Source organism: Streptomyces sp. NPDC033178, from assembly GCF_055577685.1.
Genome location: NZ_JBVIPT010000029.1, coordinates 57,775 through 71,106, shown reverse-complemented (window position 1 = coordinate 71,106; position 13,332 = coordinate 57,775). Strand labels below are relative to the sequence as shown.

At 70.0% G+C, this 13,332-nt stretch carries 10 protein-coding genes; 8 read left to right on the top strand and 2 right to left on the bottom strand.

What is annotated here, in order from left to right; genetic code table 11:
- Positions 1-4 precede the first annotated feature (4 nt).
- The 6 genes from ACZ5VQ_RS45265 to ACZ5VQ_RS45240 all read left to right on the top strand — a co-directional run bounded on the left by ACZ5VQ_RS45265 (position 5) and on the right by ACZ5VQ_RS45240 (position 9,509).
- Positions 5-1,099, top strand: coding sequence for an ABC transporter permease (locus ACZ5VQ_RS45265; RefSeq protein ID WP_469110085.1), 1,095 nt, complete (start codon positions 5-7; stop codon positions 1,097-1,099).
- A complete protein-coding gene (locus ACZ5VQ_RS45260) occupies positions 1,096-2,046 on the top strand; it encodes a carbohydrate ABC transporter permease (RefSeq protein ID WP_469110084.1) in 951 nt (316 codons plus the stop codon). The genes ACZ5VQ_RS45265 and ACZ5VQ_RS45260 overlap by 4 nt, the downstream gene beginning before the upstream one ends.
- Positions 2,047-2,199: 153 nt before the next feature.
- On the top strand, positions 2,200-4,428 hold the full coding sequence (locus ACZ5VQ_RS45255) for a WD40/YVTN/BNR-like repeat-containing protein (RefSeq protein ID WP_469110083.1): 2,229 nt from the start codon (positions 2,200-2,202) through the stop codon (positions 4,426-4,428).
- Entirely contained in the window at positions 4,425-6,488 is a 2,064-nt protein-coding gene (locus tag ACZ5VQ_RS45250) for a beta-galactosidase (RefSeq protein WP_469110082.1), read from the top strand. Before ACZ5VQ_RS45255 ends, ACZ5VQ_RS45250 begins: the two co-directional genes overlap by 4 nt.
- On the top strand, positions 6,485-8,734 hold the full coding sequence (locus ACZ5VQ_RS45245; protein ID WP_469110081.1) for a glycosyl hydrolase family 95 catalytic domain-containing protein: 2,250 nt from the start codon (positions 6,485-6,487) through the stop codon (positions 8,732-8,734). The genes ACZ5VQ_RS45250 and ACZ5VQ_RS45245 overlap by 4 nt, the downstream gene beginning before the upstream one ends.
- Positions 8,735-8,795: 61 nt before the next feature.
- On the top strand, positions 8,796-9,509 hold the full coding sequence (locus ACZ5VQ_RS45240; RefSeq protein ID WP_189845186.1) for a glycoside hydrolase family 12 protein: 714 nt from the start codon (positions 8,796-8,798) through the stop codon (positions 9,507-9,509).
- 105 nt (positions 9,510-9,614) lie between these two features.
- On the opposite strand, the gene ACZ5VQ_RS45235 is transcribed toward ACZ5VQ_RS45240, so the two are convergent.
- Positions 9,615-10,382: an ABC transporter permease gene (locus ACZ5VQ_RS45235; RefSeq protein ID WP_469110080.1), complete on the bottom strand. Its 768-nt coding sequence runs from the start codon at positions 10,380-10,382 to the stop codon at positions 9,615-9,617.
- Between the two features lies 1 nt (position 10,383).
- Positions 10,384-11,421 carry an ABC transporter substrate-binding protein gene (locus tag ACZ5VQ_RS45230; RefSeq protein ID WP_469110079.1) on the bottom strand — a complete coding sequence of 346 codons (1,038 nt, stop codon included), beginning with the start codon at positions 11,419-11,421 and terminating at the stop codon, positions 10,384-10,386.
- 157 nt (positions 11,422-11,578) lie between these two features.
- On the opposite strand from ACZ5VQ_RS45230, the gene ACZ5VQ_RS45225 reads away from it, so the two are divergent.
- Positions 11,579-12,349, top strand: coding sequence for an ABC transporter ATP-binding protein (locus tag ACZ5VQ_RS45225; protein ID WP_469110078.1), 771 nt, complete (start codon positions 11,579-11,581; stop codon positions 12,347-12,349).
- A gap of 8 nt (positions 12,350-12,357) precedes the next feature.
- Complete coding sequence (locus ACZ5VQ_RS45220) at positions 12,358-13,284, top strand: LLM class F420-dependent oxidoreductase (protein WP_469110112.1); 927 nt, start codon at positions 12,358-12,360, stop codon at positions 13,282-13,284.
- The last annotated feature ends 48 nt before the right edge of the window (positions 13,285-13,332 follow it).

The following is a 13,332-nucleotide window of genomic DNA, read 5'->3' as shown; positions in this document are numbered from 1 at the left end:
CGAGGTGGCACACAGCACCACTCCGGGCGCCGCCTCGCGCACCGCGCCGTCGACGACGGACGACACCGCCGAACCCTCCGCCGGAGGGGGCAGATCCACCAGGCCCGCCAAGCCCGCGAAGTCCTCCGGGGTCTCCAGATCCGAGAAGAAGGCCCTGAGGAAGGCCGCGAACGGCGGCACCCTCAGGACCCGCCTCAAGCGGGACCGCACGCTGATCCTGATGACCCTGCCGGCCGTCCTGCTGGTGCTGGTCTTCAACTACATACCGATCCTGGGCAACGTCGTCGCCTTCCAGGAATACGACCCGTACATCAGCGACAACGGCTTCGTCGCCATCTTCCACAGCCCCTGGGTCGGCTTCGAGCAGTTCTCGCGGATCTTCGAGGACTCGGCGTTCTGGGACGCCGTCCAGAACACCTTCGTCCTGTTCTCCCTCCAACTGCTGCTCTTCTTCCCGATCCCGATCGTGCTGGCGCTGCTCATCAACAGCGTGATCAGGCCCCGGGTGCGGGCGGTGTCGCAGGCGATCCTCTACCTGCCGCACTTCTTCTCCTGGGTGCTGGTCATCACCGTCTTCCAGCAGATCTTCGGCGGCGCCGGCATCATCGCGCAGACGCTGCGCCAGCACGGCTACGAGGGCTTCGACCTCATGACCGACCCGGGGATCTTCAAGTTCCTGGTGACGGCGGAGGGCGTCTGGAAGGACGCCGGCTGGGGAATCATCGTCTTCCTCGCGGCGCTGGCCTCCGTCAGTCCCGATCTGTACGAGGCCTCGGCGATGGACGGGGCCGGCCGGTGGCGCCGGATGTGGCACGTCACGCTGCCCGCGCTGCGTCCGGTGATCGCCCTGCTCCTGGTGCTGCGTGTCGGTGACGCGCTCACGGTCGGCTTCGAACAGATCCTGCTGCAGCGGGACGCGGTGGGGCCGGGCGCGGCGGAGGTCCTCGACACCTTCGTGTGGTGGAACGGCGTCCGCAACCAGGACTTCAGTTACGCGGCGGCGGCGGGCCTGATCAAGGGCGTGGTCAGTCTCGGCCTCGTCCTCGCCGCGAACAAGGTCGCCCATCTCATGGGCGAGCAGGGGGTGTACAAGAAGTGAGCGCTGTCACCGAGGAACGGCCGAAGGCCCCCGGCCCGAAGGCTTCCGGACGCTGGGCCGCACCGCCGAGGCCCGTCTGGGAGGAGGAGCCCAACAAGGCCGGGATCGCGAGCAAGGGCCTCGTCCTGGCCATCGCCTGCTTCGCCGTGCTGTTCCCGCTGTGGATCGTCGTCGTCACCAGTCTGTCCTCGAAGCAGGACATCAGTGCGGCCGGCGGCCTGGTGGTGATCCCCAAGGGCATCACCTTCATCGCCTACCAGGAGCTGCTGAGCGGCGGCCAGGTCACCCGCGCCACCCTCGTCAGCCTGGGCGTCACGCTCGTCGGCACGGTGTTCTCGATGACGGTGTCCATCCTCTCCGCGTACGGGCTCTCCCGCATCGGGTCCGTCGGGCACCGCTGGTTCCTGATGATCCTGCTCGCGACGATGTTCTTCGGCGCCGGCCTCATCCCCACGTATCTGCTCGTGCAGTCCCTGGGGCTGACGGACACGTACCTGGCGCTGATCCTGCCGAGCGCGATCAGTGTCTTCAACATTCTGGTCCTGCGGGCGTTCTTCATGAGCATCTCGCCGGAGCTCACCGACAGCGCGCGGATCGACGGGGCGGGGGACTGGCGGATCCTCTGGCAGATCGTGATGCCGCTCTCCCGTGCCGTCATCGCGGTGATCACGCTGTTCTACGCCGTCGGCTACTGGAGCGCCTGGTTCAACGCGTCGATCTACCTGAGCGACCAGGACATGATGCCGCTGCAGAACGTCATGATCCAGCTCGTCCAGAAGCAGGAGCCCCCGGTCGGTATGAGCCAGGCCATCAAGACGGGCCAGCTCTCCGCGCTCGCCGTCCAGATGGCGGTCATGGTGCTGGCCCTGCTGCCCGTCGCGTTCCTCTCGCCCTTCGTCCAGAAGCACTTCAAGAAGGGCATGCTGACCGGCGCCGTCAAGGGGTGACTTGCGTCCCCCTTCTGGCTTGGTCTGGGAATTGTTCGGTTGTTTGTCGGCTGCGGGGCCGCTGTGGCTGATCGCGCAGTTCCCCGCGCCCCTTAAGAGGCGCCCGTCCACTCCTCATTTCGAAGTTCTCCCTTTCCTGGAACGAGGTATGTCATGCGCACGTCCCGCCTGAGCAGACGCGCCGTCCTTGCCGGGACCGCTGCCACGGTTGCCCTCACCACTGTTTCCGCCGGCTCCAGCCCGGCGCTGGCGGCCCCGGCCGCTGACACGGACGTGTCCGCCTACCGCTGGCGCAACGTCGTCATCGGCGGGACCGGCTTCGTCACCGGTGTTCTCTTCCATCCGTCCGTACGGGGTCTCGCCTATGCCCGTACCGACATCGGTGGCGCCTACCGCTGGGACGACCGTGCCGCCCGTTGGACCCCGCTCACCGACCACCTCGGGTGGGACGACTGGAATCTGCTCGGCGTGGAGGCGATCGCCGTCGACCCGGCGCACCCGAACCGCGTCTACCTCTCCCTCGGTACGTACGCCCAGTCCTGGGCCGGCAACGGCGCGGTACTGCGTTCCGAGGACCGGGGTGCCACCTGGAAGCGCTCGGACCTGGGTGTGAAGCTCGGTGCCAACGAGGACGGCCGGGGTGCGGGGGAGCGCCTGCTGGTCGACCCGCGTGACAGCGACACCCTGTGGCTGGGGACCCGGCACGACGGGCTGCTCAAGTCGACCGACCGCGGCGCCACCTGGGCGGCCGTGACCGGATTTCCGGCGCAGGCGAGCGCTTCCGGGCAGGGCGTCGTGTTCCTCGTCGCCGTCGGGCGGGCCGTCTACGCAGGCTGGGGCGACGGCGACGGCACCTCGGGCACGGCGAACCTGTACCGCACGGCCGACGGGACGGCGTGGGAGGCCGTTCCCGGGCAGCCGTCCGGTACCGCTGCCAAGGTACCGATCCGTGCCGCGTACGACACGCACATCCGCGAGCTGTACGTGACCTATGCCAACGCGCCCGGACCCAACGGCCAGTCCGACGGCAGCGTGCACAAGCTGCGCACCGCGACCGGCAAGTGGGCCGACGTGACCCCGGTGAAGCCCGGCGGCACGACGGACGACGGTTCCGCCGACACCTTCGGCTACGGCGGGGTCGCCATGGACGCCCGCCTCCCGGGCACCCTCGTCGTCTCCACCAACAACCGCTGGGCCGACGTCGACACCGTGTACCGCACCACGAACGGCGGCCGTACCTGGACGTCCCTCAAGGACGCTGCTGTGTTCGACGTGTCCGAGACTCCCTATCTCAAGTGGGGCGACGACAAGCCGAAGTTCGGCTGGTGGATCCAGGCGCTGGCCGTGGACCCGTACGACTCGAAGCACATCGTGTACGGGACCGGGGCGACCCTCTACGGGACCCGTGACCTGAAGCGCTGGGCGCCGCAGATCCGGGGCCTGGAGGAGACGGCCGTGCGCCAGCTGATCTCGCCCCCGGTCGGGGAGGCGCACCTGATCAGCGGACTCGGGGACATCGGCGTGATGTACCACGAGCGGCTCACGGCATCGCCTGCGCGCGGCATGGCGGCGAATCCCGTGTTCGGGTCGGCGACGGGACTCGCGCAGGCCGCGGCCAGGCCGTCGTACGTGGTCCGGGCGGGCTGGGGCGACAACGGCAACGGCGCCTACTCGAACGACGGCGGGCAGACCTGGGCGCCCTTCGAGGCCCAGCCCGACATCGCCAAGAACGCACCGGGGCCGATCGCCGCCAACGCCGACGGCAGCGCGCTGCTGTGGTCCTTCGTGCACTGGGACGGCACGAAGTACGCAGCCCACCGGTCCACCGACAACGGCACGACCTGGTCCGAGATCTCCTCCTTCCCGAAGGGCGCCACGCCGGTCGCCGACCCGGCCGACCCGACGCACTTCTACGCATACGACACCGACACAGGAACGCTACTCGCCAGCACTGACAGTGGCCTCACCTTCACCAAGCGTGCAGGTGGGCTGCCCTCCGGGGACGCCCAGTTCAAGCTCGTCGCCGCGCCCGGGCGGAGCGGTGACCTGTGGCTCTCCGTGAAATGGAACGGGCTCTACCGGTCCACCGACCGAGGCGTGAGCTTCTCGAAGGTGGCCAGCTGCTGGGCCTCGTACACCCTCGGTTTCGGCAGGGCCGCCGACGGCGCCGACTACCCCGCGATCTATCAGGTCGGCTCGACGGACACCATCACCGCCGTGTACCGCTCCGACGACGAGGCGAAGACCTGGACGCGGATCAACGACGACGCCCACCAGTGGGGCTGGACGGGCGAGGTCGTCATTGGCGACCCGCGCGTGTACGGCCGGGTGTATCTGGCGACCAACGGGCGCGGCATCCAGTACGGGGAGCCCCGCCGATGAGCCACCCGAACGCGAACGCGGACCTGAAGCCGGACCCGAACCCGGACGTGAAGCCGGACCAGAACCCGGACCCGCCCCCGACCCCAGGCCCTCCCGTCCTCGCCGACGCCACCCGGGGCCGCATCCTCTTCGGCGGCGACTACAACCCCGAGCAGTGGCCCGAGGAGACCTGGCACGAGGACGTACGCCTCATGAAGGCGGCCGGCGTCAACTCCGTCACGCTCGGCGTCTTCTCCTGGGCCAAGCTCGAACCGCGGCCCGGGGCCAGGGAGTTCGGCTGGCTCGACCGGCTGATGGACCTCATGCACACGAACGGCATAGGGGTCGTCCTCGCCACGCCCACCACCTCGCCCCCGCCCTGGATGGGCCGTCTCCACCCGGACACGCTGCCCCGGGACGAGGACGGCCGCACCGAGTGGTGGGGCGGCCGCCAGCACTTCTCGCACTCCAGCACCACCTACCGCCGCTACGCCGCCGCGATCACCGAGGACCTGGCCGCCCGCTACGGCAGCCACCCGGCCCTCACGATGTGGCACATCAACAACGAGTACTGCACGTACGACTGGGGCGACGAGGCCGCAGCCACCTTCCGCCGCTGGCTCCAGGACAAGTACGGCACACTCGACGTCCTCAACTCCGCCTGGGGAACGGCCTTCTGGAGTCAGGGCTACGGCGACTGGGAGGAGATCCTGCCGCCGCGGCACGCCCACTACATGAAGAACCCCAGTCAGGTGCTGGACTTTAAGCGCTACACCTCCGACATGCTCCTGGAGTGCTACGTCGCCGAGCGTGACATCGTCCGACGGCACTCTCCGCACATCCCGGTGACCACCAACTTCATGCCGATGTGGGTCGGTCAGGACGCCTGGAGGTGGGCGGCGGCGGAGGACGTCGTCTCCGTCGACATCTATCCCGACCCGCGCGATCCCTTCGGCGCCCAGAACGGCGCGCTCATCCAGGACATGACGCGCTCCCAGGCCCGTGGACCGTGGATGCTGATGGAGCAGGCCGCGGGGCCCGTGAACTGGCGGGGCGTCAACCACCCCAAGCCGCGCGGCCTCAATCGCCTCTGGTCCCTCCAGGCCGTCGCCCGGGGCGCCGACGCCGTCTGCTACTTCCAGTGGCGGCAGTCCCGCCAGGGCGCGGAGAAGTTCCACTCCGGCATGGTCAGTCACGCGGGGGAGCAGGGGCGTACCTACCAGGAGATCAAGCAGCTCGGCGCCGAACTCGCCGGTATCGGCAGGAAAGTGACGGACAGTCACTCGACGGCGGACGTCGCGATCCTCCATGAGTGGAACGCCTGGTGGGCCGGTGCACAGGAGGGCCGTCTCTCCTCCGAGGTCGACCATCCGCAGGTCGTGCGCGCCTGGCACCGTGCCCTGTGGGAGGCCCACATCGCCACGGACTTCGCGCATCCGGAGCACGACCTGTCCGCGTACCGGCTGGTCGTCGTGCCGCAGCTCTACCTGCTCACCGACGCGGCGATCGACAACCTCGTCGCGTACGTACGAGGCGGCGGCACCCTCGTGAGCGGCTTCCTCACCGGTGTCGCCGACGAGGACGACCGGGTACGGCCCGGCGGCATGGACGAGCGACTGCGGAAGCTCTTCGGCATCCGCACCCTGCACGAGTGGTGGCCGCTGGACGCGCGGGAGACGGCCGAATGCGACGGATTCCGGGGCACGTTGTGGTCCGAGGAGATCGAGGCCGAGGAGGACGCGGTCGCGGAGGCCCGCTACAAGGGCGGCGAACTCGACGGCTTCCCAGCGGTGTTGCGCAAGGAACGCGCCTGGTACGTCTCCACGCTGCCCGAACCCGCCGCTCTGCGCGAACTGTTGGCGGGCTTGGCGGCCGGCGCGGGCGTGCGGCCCGTCCTCGACGGGCTGCCCCCGCAGGTCGAGGCCGTCCGTCGGGGAGAGCTGCTCTTCGTGCTCAACCACGGGCGCGAGGCGGTCACCGTGCAGGTGCCGGGGACGACGTATCGGGACCTGCTCACCGGTCAACAGGTCACGGGATCAGTGGAGTTGGACCGCTTCGGAGCGGCGGTGCTCTCACCGTGAGCCCCGACGCATCCCGCTCACCCTCGCCCTCGCCCTCACCCACGTCCTCGCCGCACGGCACCTGGGAGCCGCGCCCGGCCCTCCGCTGGGAGGACGCCTTCCTCAGCGGCAACGGCCGTCACGGCGCCATGGTGTTCGGTGATCCGAACGACGACCGTGTGATCGTCACGCACCACACCCTGGTCCGCCCCAACGGCGGCGAGCGCGCCGGACCCCCGGAGCTGGCGGCCCAACTGCCGCAGCTCCAGGACCGGTTACTCGCCGGAGACCTGACCGCGGCCGAGGAGTTCACCGACGGGCGCCCGCTGCAGTGGGTGCAGCCCTTCCATCCCGCCTTCCAGGTGCGGCTGCGCCGCCCCGTCGACGGGGCGCGCGGCTACTGCCGCTCTGTCGACTTCACCACGGGTGTCGCCGAGGCGGCCTGCACGGGCTGGACCAGCCGCGTCTTCGTGTCGCGCGCGGACGACGTGATCGTCCAGCACGTGACCTCTCCCGGCCTCACCGCGGACATCGCGCTGGACCACCGGCTTCCCGGCGCCCCCGAAGGGCTGAGGGTCAGCGACGGGGTGATCCTCACGCCCGAGGGCGCCGTGCTCACCCTGAGCGCCCGCTATCCCGGCAGCGACCGCGCGTACACCGGAGTGACGCTGGCCGTGGTCACCGGCGGCCGTACGACGCTGACCCCGCCCGGCATCCGCGTGGCCGCGGCCGAGTCGGTCCTGCTGCTGACCCGCGTGCGGCGGCACACCGGGGAACTGGACACCGTGACGGAGGCGCAGGCTCTGCGCGAGCTGCTGCCGGACGGCGGGGGTGGTGAAGAGCCGTTCGGCAGCCTCCTTGAGCGTCACCTGGACCTCCACCGCACCGCGTACAGCCGCGTCTCCCTTGCCCTGGACGCCGACGGCGCCGAACGTGCCCTCCCCGGCTCGGAGTTGCTCAAGCGGCCCAAGAGCCCCGCACTGCTCGAACGGCTCTTCGCGGCCGGCCGCTACCACCTGCTGTCCTCCGCCGGGATGCTGCCGCCGAGGCTGACCGGGCTGTGGACCGGCGACTGGGACACGGCGTGGTCCGGGGCGTTCACCACGGACGCCAACCTCAATCTGCAGACCGCGTCGGCCGTCGCCGGTGCACTGCCCGAGGTCGTCGAGGCCCACGCGGCCCTGGTCCACGGGCAGTTGCCGCACTGGCGGGACAACGCCCGGGCCGTCTTCGGAGCCCGAGGCATCGTCGCCCCACCGCACACCGACGGCGAGTCCGGGCACACGTACCACTTCAGCCGCGAATACCCCTTGCACCTGTGGACGGCGGGCGCCGACTGGCTGCTCAAACCGCTCGTCGACCACGACGAGACACGCGGGGAGCGCGACCCACGACTGGCGGCGGCACTCGCCGAACTAGCCCTGTTCTACGAGGACTTCCTCAACCGGACCGACGAACACGGCCGGCTCGTCGTCGTCCCGTCCTACTCGCCCGAGAACCGCCCGGCGAACGCGAGCTGGGGCGCGGTCAACGCCGCCATGGACCTCTCGGCGGCCCGGCACGCCCTGCTCACGGCAGCCGCGTACCACCCGGGACCGGACGCCGACCGCTGGCGCGCGCTCGCCGAGCGACTGCCCCCGCACCGCGTCAACGACGACGGAGCCCTAGCCGAGTGGGCGTGGCCCGGCCTCGACGACACGTACGACCACCGGCACCTCAGCAATCTGTACGGCGTGTGGCCGCTCGACGAGATCAACCCGTACGACACCCCTGATCTCGCGGCCGCCGCGCACCGGGCCCTCGAACTGAGGGGCGCCGAGAACGAATCCGCGCACGGCCATCTGCACCACGCGCTGGTCGCGGCCCGCCTGCGCGACGGCGAACGGGTGGCGCACGCGCTCGGCCAGGTGCTGGAGGGCGACTTCTTCCACGCCTCCCTCATGAGCGCGCACTACCCCCGTCGTGACGTCTACAACGCGGACGCCGCCCACACGCTCCCCGCCGTGATCGTCGAGACGCTGATCCAGTCGACCCCCGACCGGCTGGTCCTGCTGCCCGCACTGCCCGCCGCGTTCCCGGAGGGCGAACTCCGGGGCGTACGGACGAGGTTCGGCGCCGAGGTCGACCTCGGCTGGAGCCCGGCGGGAGCCCGCGCGGTGGTACGGCCCACCCGGACCCACCGCGTCGACCTCAGGACTTCCTCCGGAGCGCGACCGCTCCACCTGCGCGCCGGAGAAGACTGCGTCCTCACCCTGGGGCCGCAGTAGATCCACAGCAGATCCACAGCAGTTCGAACCCCCACACCCCCCCACCCATGGAAGGGACACCATGGCAACACGCACGCTGACCCGGATCACCAAGGCACTCCTGGCCCCCGCGCTCGCGCTCGGCGCCACCATCGGCCTCGCCTCCGCGCCCGCCTCGGCGGCCGTCTGGAACTCCTGCGACCAGTGGGGCAACACCAGCCTGAACGGCTACACGCTCTACAACAACATCTGGGGCTCCGGCGCCGGCAGCCAGTGCATCTGGGCCAACTCCGGCACCAACTGGGGCGTTTGGGCCAATCACCCCAACACCGGCGGCATCAAGTCGTACCCGAACTCCAAGAAGGTGGTCAACAAGACGATCACCTCGCTCGGTTCGCTCAGCAGCAGCTACAACGTCACCGTGCCGTCCTCGGGCGCGTACAACACCTCGTACGACATCTGGGACACCGACTACGACTACGAGATCATGCTCTGGGTCAACTACAACGGAGCCGTCGGTCCGCTCGGCACCTCCCAGGGCAATGTCACCCTCGGCGGCCACACCTGGACCGTCTACAAGGGCAACAACGGCGCCAACGAGGTCTTCTCGTTCCTGCGCACCTCGGACTCGAACTCCGGGACCGTCAACGTCCTGCCGATCCTCAAGTGGATCAAGGACACCAAGGGCTGGATGGGCAACGAGACCATCGGCGACGTGCAGTTCGGCTTCGAGATCACCTCGTCGTCCGGCGGCCTGGACTTCGCCACCAACAACCTGACTGTCTCCAGCAGTTGAGCCCCACCGCCATCCGTACCGCCACCGTCACCGGCAGGTGACCGTACGCCCGGGTCGGCGCCGTCCCCCACGCGGGGCCGGCCCGGGCTGCGCCCATCTCTGCGGCTACCGCTGCGACGTCGTCTCCCTCACCCACGGCAGCAGCATCCGCTCCGCGAGCACGAGCGCGTAGAACAGCGCCACGCTCATCGCGCCGAGCAGGGCGATCGCGGCGAACGCCAGGGCGGTGTCGGAGTTCGCCCCGGACTGTACGACGACGAAGCCGAGCCCCTCGTCGCCCGCACTGAACTCGCCGATGACCGCGCCGACGGCCGACAGCGGCATGGCGACCTTCAGCCCCACGAAGATCTGCGGCAGCGCGCTCGGGAAGCGGAACCTGACGAACGTCTGGGTGCGCGACGCGCGCAACGACCGTGCCAGCTCGACGAGTTCGACCGGGGTGGAGGCGAGCCCGCCCGCGACCGACAGTACGACGGGGAAGAAGCAGACGAGCAGCGCCATGACGACCTTCGGCTGCTGCCCGAACCCCATCCACACCACCAGCAGCGGGGCCAGCGCCACCTTGGGCACCGCGTTGAACGCCACCAGGAGCGGCGAGAACATCAGCTCCACGATCCGCGACGCCGCGATCGCCACCCCGATCACCAGTCCCGCAGCCACGGCCAGCGCGAAGCCCAGCACGATGACGACGAGCGTGGTGACCGCCTCGCCCAGCAGATAGCCGGGCACGCGGAGGAAGGCGTCCAGCACGTCGGCGGGTGACGGCAGGACGATCTCCGGTACGTCGAACACGACCACGGCGAGTGCCCAGGCGCCGATCGCGGCGGCCAGCCCGAGCACGGGCCAGCCGAACTCCATCACCCGCCTGAGCACTTCAGGACTTCGGCACCAGATCGAAGGAGACCAGCTGCTCGGGCGTCAGACCGGACTTGACCGCTCCGGCGTCCACCAGCGCCTTGATCGCCCCGGCCACCCGTTCACGGTCCATCGTGCCGATCGGCGCCCCTTCCTCCTTGGGCTGTACGGCCTCGCCGACCAGCTCGATCTCCGCGGCGGCGGCCTTCTCGTTGACGGTCGGGTGCTTCTTCGCCAGCACCGCGGCCGCTTCCTCCGGGTGGTCGATCGCGTAGCGCATGCCCTTGAGCAGCGCCGATGTGAAGCGTCTGACCAGGTCCGGGTCCTCCTCGGCGATCTTCGTGGTGGTCGTGATGGCCGAGCCGTAGCTCTCGGTCAGGAACTTGCCGAACGGCAGGACCACGACCTCCTTGCCCTTGACGGCGTTCTCGATGTTCGGGCGGCCCACCCGGTATTGGCCGACCGCGTCGACCTTGCCGGCCGCGAGGTTGACCCCGAGCTGCTGGGGTTCGAGGTTGACGAAGTCGACCTTGTCGGCGTCGAATCCGGCGAGCTTCGCGTACGCCGGGAAGAGGGCCCCGATGACCGAACCGGCCGGGTCCGCGATCTTCTTGCCCTCCAGGTCCGCGGGCCTGCTGATGCCGCTGTCGGCCAGCGCCATCACGGCCGCGTCCGTGGTCTGGTGGACGGCCGCGACCGCCGTCACGCCGGACACCTTGCCGCCGCCGACCTGCATGATCGTGCTGCTGAGGTCGACGGGCGCGAACTGCGCCCGCCCGCCGGCCAGCGCGGCCAGGCTGATGGCGCTGCCCTGCCCCGGCTGGATGGTGACCGAGACGCCCACGTCGCTGAAGTAGCCCTTGTCCTGGGCGACATAGGCGTACGCCTCGCGCCCGAAGGTGCCGAAACCGGTGATGTAGGTGACCTTGTCGGGCGCGGAACCGCCGGAGGAGGATGCGCCCTTGCCGTTGTCGTCGTCGGAGCCGCAGGCCGTGGAGAGTGCCGCCGTCAGCAGGACAGCCAGGAGCGCGGCGGGTAACCGCGTATTCCGTCTCATGGCTCTCAAGTGGAGCTGTTGAGGCGGAAGTTGTCGATACCGCAGACCTGGTTGTCATGTAACAAACATCGACCGAGGTGGTTGATCACGGATTGCGTCGCCCTATTCTCGGCCGTACCGCTACCGCTCAGGGTGAACCGGTGATGGAGGGCAGCCCGTGATCCGAGTGCGCGGCGTGTCGAAGAGCTTCAACGGCCGCAGGGGGACCGTGGAGGCCCTGCGTGGCGTCGAACTGGACGTCGGGGACGGTGAGTTCGTGGCGGTCCTCGGCCGCTCCGGCTGTGGCAAGTCCACCCTGCTGAGGGTGATCGCCGGACTGCTCCCGGCCTCCTCGGGCGAGGTGCGGATCGCGGACGAGCCCGTGCGGGAACCGCGCCGGGACGTCGCCATCCTCTTCCAGCGCCCGGCCCTGCTGCCCTGGCGTTCGGTGCTCGACAACGTCCTGCTGCCCATCCAGGTGCACGGCCGGCCCCGCCCCGAACACCGCGAAGCCGCACGGCAGTTGCTGTCCACCGTCGGCCTGGACACCCCCTTCCACAAACGCCTGCCGCACGAGCTGTCCGGCGGCATGCAGCAACGCGTGGCCCTGTGCCGCTCACTGATCCAGCGGCCGCGCGTGATGCTGATGGACGAGCCCTTCTCCGCCCTGGACGCCCTGACCCGCGAGGAGTTGTGCGAGGTGCTGCAACGCGTGCACATGGAGTACGCCGCCACGGTCGTCCTCGTCACCCACTCCATCGAGGAGGCGGTCCTGCTCGCCGACCGGGTCGTGGTGCTCAGCCCGCGCCCCGGCCGGGTCCGTACGGTCCTCGACGTTCCCGTACCCCGGCCCCGCTCCCTGGGCCACGACGCACATGCCACGGAACTCGCCCGCTGCCGCGCCGAGTTGCACGACCTGCTGCTGGCCAGCCACATGACGGGAGTGTGAGCGGGAAGATGGAACTGCGCCTGTTCACCGAGCCGTACCACGGGGCCACCTACGACGAACTGGCGCGTGCCGCCCGGCATGCGGAGGAGTGCGGCTTCGAGGGCTTCTTCGTCGCCGACCACTACCACCCGATGCACTACACCGACGCCCTGCCGGGTCCCACCGACGCCTGGACCACCCTCGCCGGTCTGGCCCGCGAGACCTCGCGCATCCGGCTCGGCACCCTCATGACCTCGGCCACCTTCCGGCACCCCGGCCCGCTCGCGGTCACCGTCGCGCAGGTTGACGCGATGAGCGGTGGCAGGGTCGAACTCGGCCTGGGCGCCGGCTGGTTCGCCCTGGACCACAGTGCGTACGGCATCCCGTTCCCGCCACCCGCCGAACGCTTCGAGCGGATGGAGGAACAGCTCCGGATCGTCACCGGCCTCTGGGCCACCCCGCCCGGCGAACGCTTCTCGTACGAGGGCCGCCACTACCGCCTGGCCGACTCGCCCGCCCTGCCGAAGCCGATCCAGCAGCCGCGGGTGCCGATCATCGTGGGCGGCCGCGGCCCCCGCCGCACACCGAGGCTGGCCGCCCGGTACGCCGACGAGTTCAACCTGCCCTTCACATCGCCCGAGCAGAGCGCCGACCTGTTCGCGGGAGCGCGGTCCGCCAGGGAGGCGGCCGGCGGGCCTCCGCTGATCCTCTCGGTGTGCCTCGGCATCGCCTCCGGCCGCACCGGGGCCGAGATCGACACCCGCCTCGCCCTCCTGCACGAGCCGTCCCGCCTCCCTCCGGAGGAGCCGCTGTACGGCCCTCCGGGGAAGATCGTCGATGTGCTCGGCCAGTACGCCGACCTCGGGGCCTCCCGCGTGTACGTACGGCTGCGCGACCTCTCCGACCTCGGCCACCTGGACCTGCTGGCGGCCGAGGTCGCACCTCAACTGCCTTGAGGTCGCACCTCAACTCCCTGGAGGTCGCACCTCAACTGCCTTGAGAGG

Excerpts from the sequence above, each read along its gene's own strand:
- ACZ5VQ_RS45255 (WP_469110083.1), top strand. The coding sequence starts at position 2,200 with ATGCGCACGTCCCGCCTGAGCAGACGCGCCGTCCTTGCCGGGACCGCT.
- ACZ5VQ_RS45250 (WP_469110082.1), top strand. The coding sequence starts at position 4,425 with ATGAGCCACCCGAACGCGAACGCGGACCTGAAGCCGGACCCGAACCCG.
- ACZ5VQ_RS45240 (WP_189845186.1), top strand. The coding sequence starts at position 8,796 with ATGGCAACACGCACGCTGACCCGGATCACCAAGGCACTCCTGGCCCCC.
- ACZ5VQ_RS45230 (WP_469110079.1), bottom strand. The coding sequence starts at position 11,421 with ATGAGACGGAATACGCGGTTACCCGCCGCGCTCCTGGCTGTCCTGCTG.
- ACZ5VQ_RS45220 (WP_469110112.1), top strand. The coding sequence starts at position 12,358 with ATGGAACTGCGCCTGTTCACCGAGCCGTACCACGGGGCCACCTACGAC.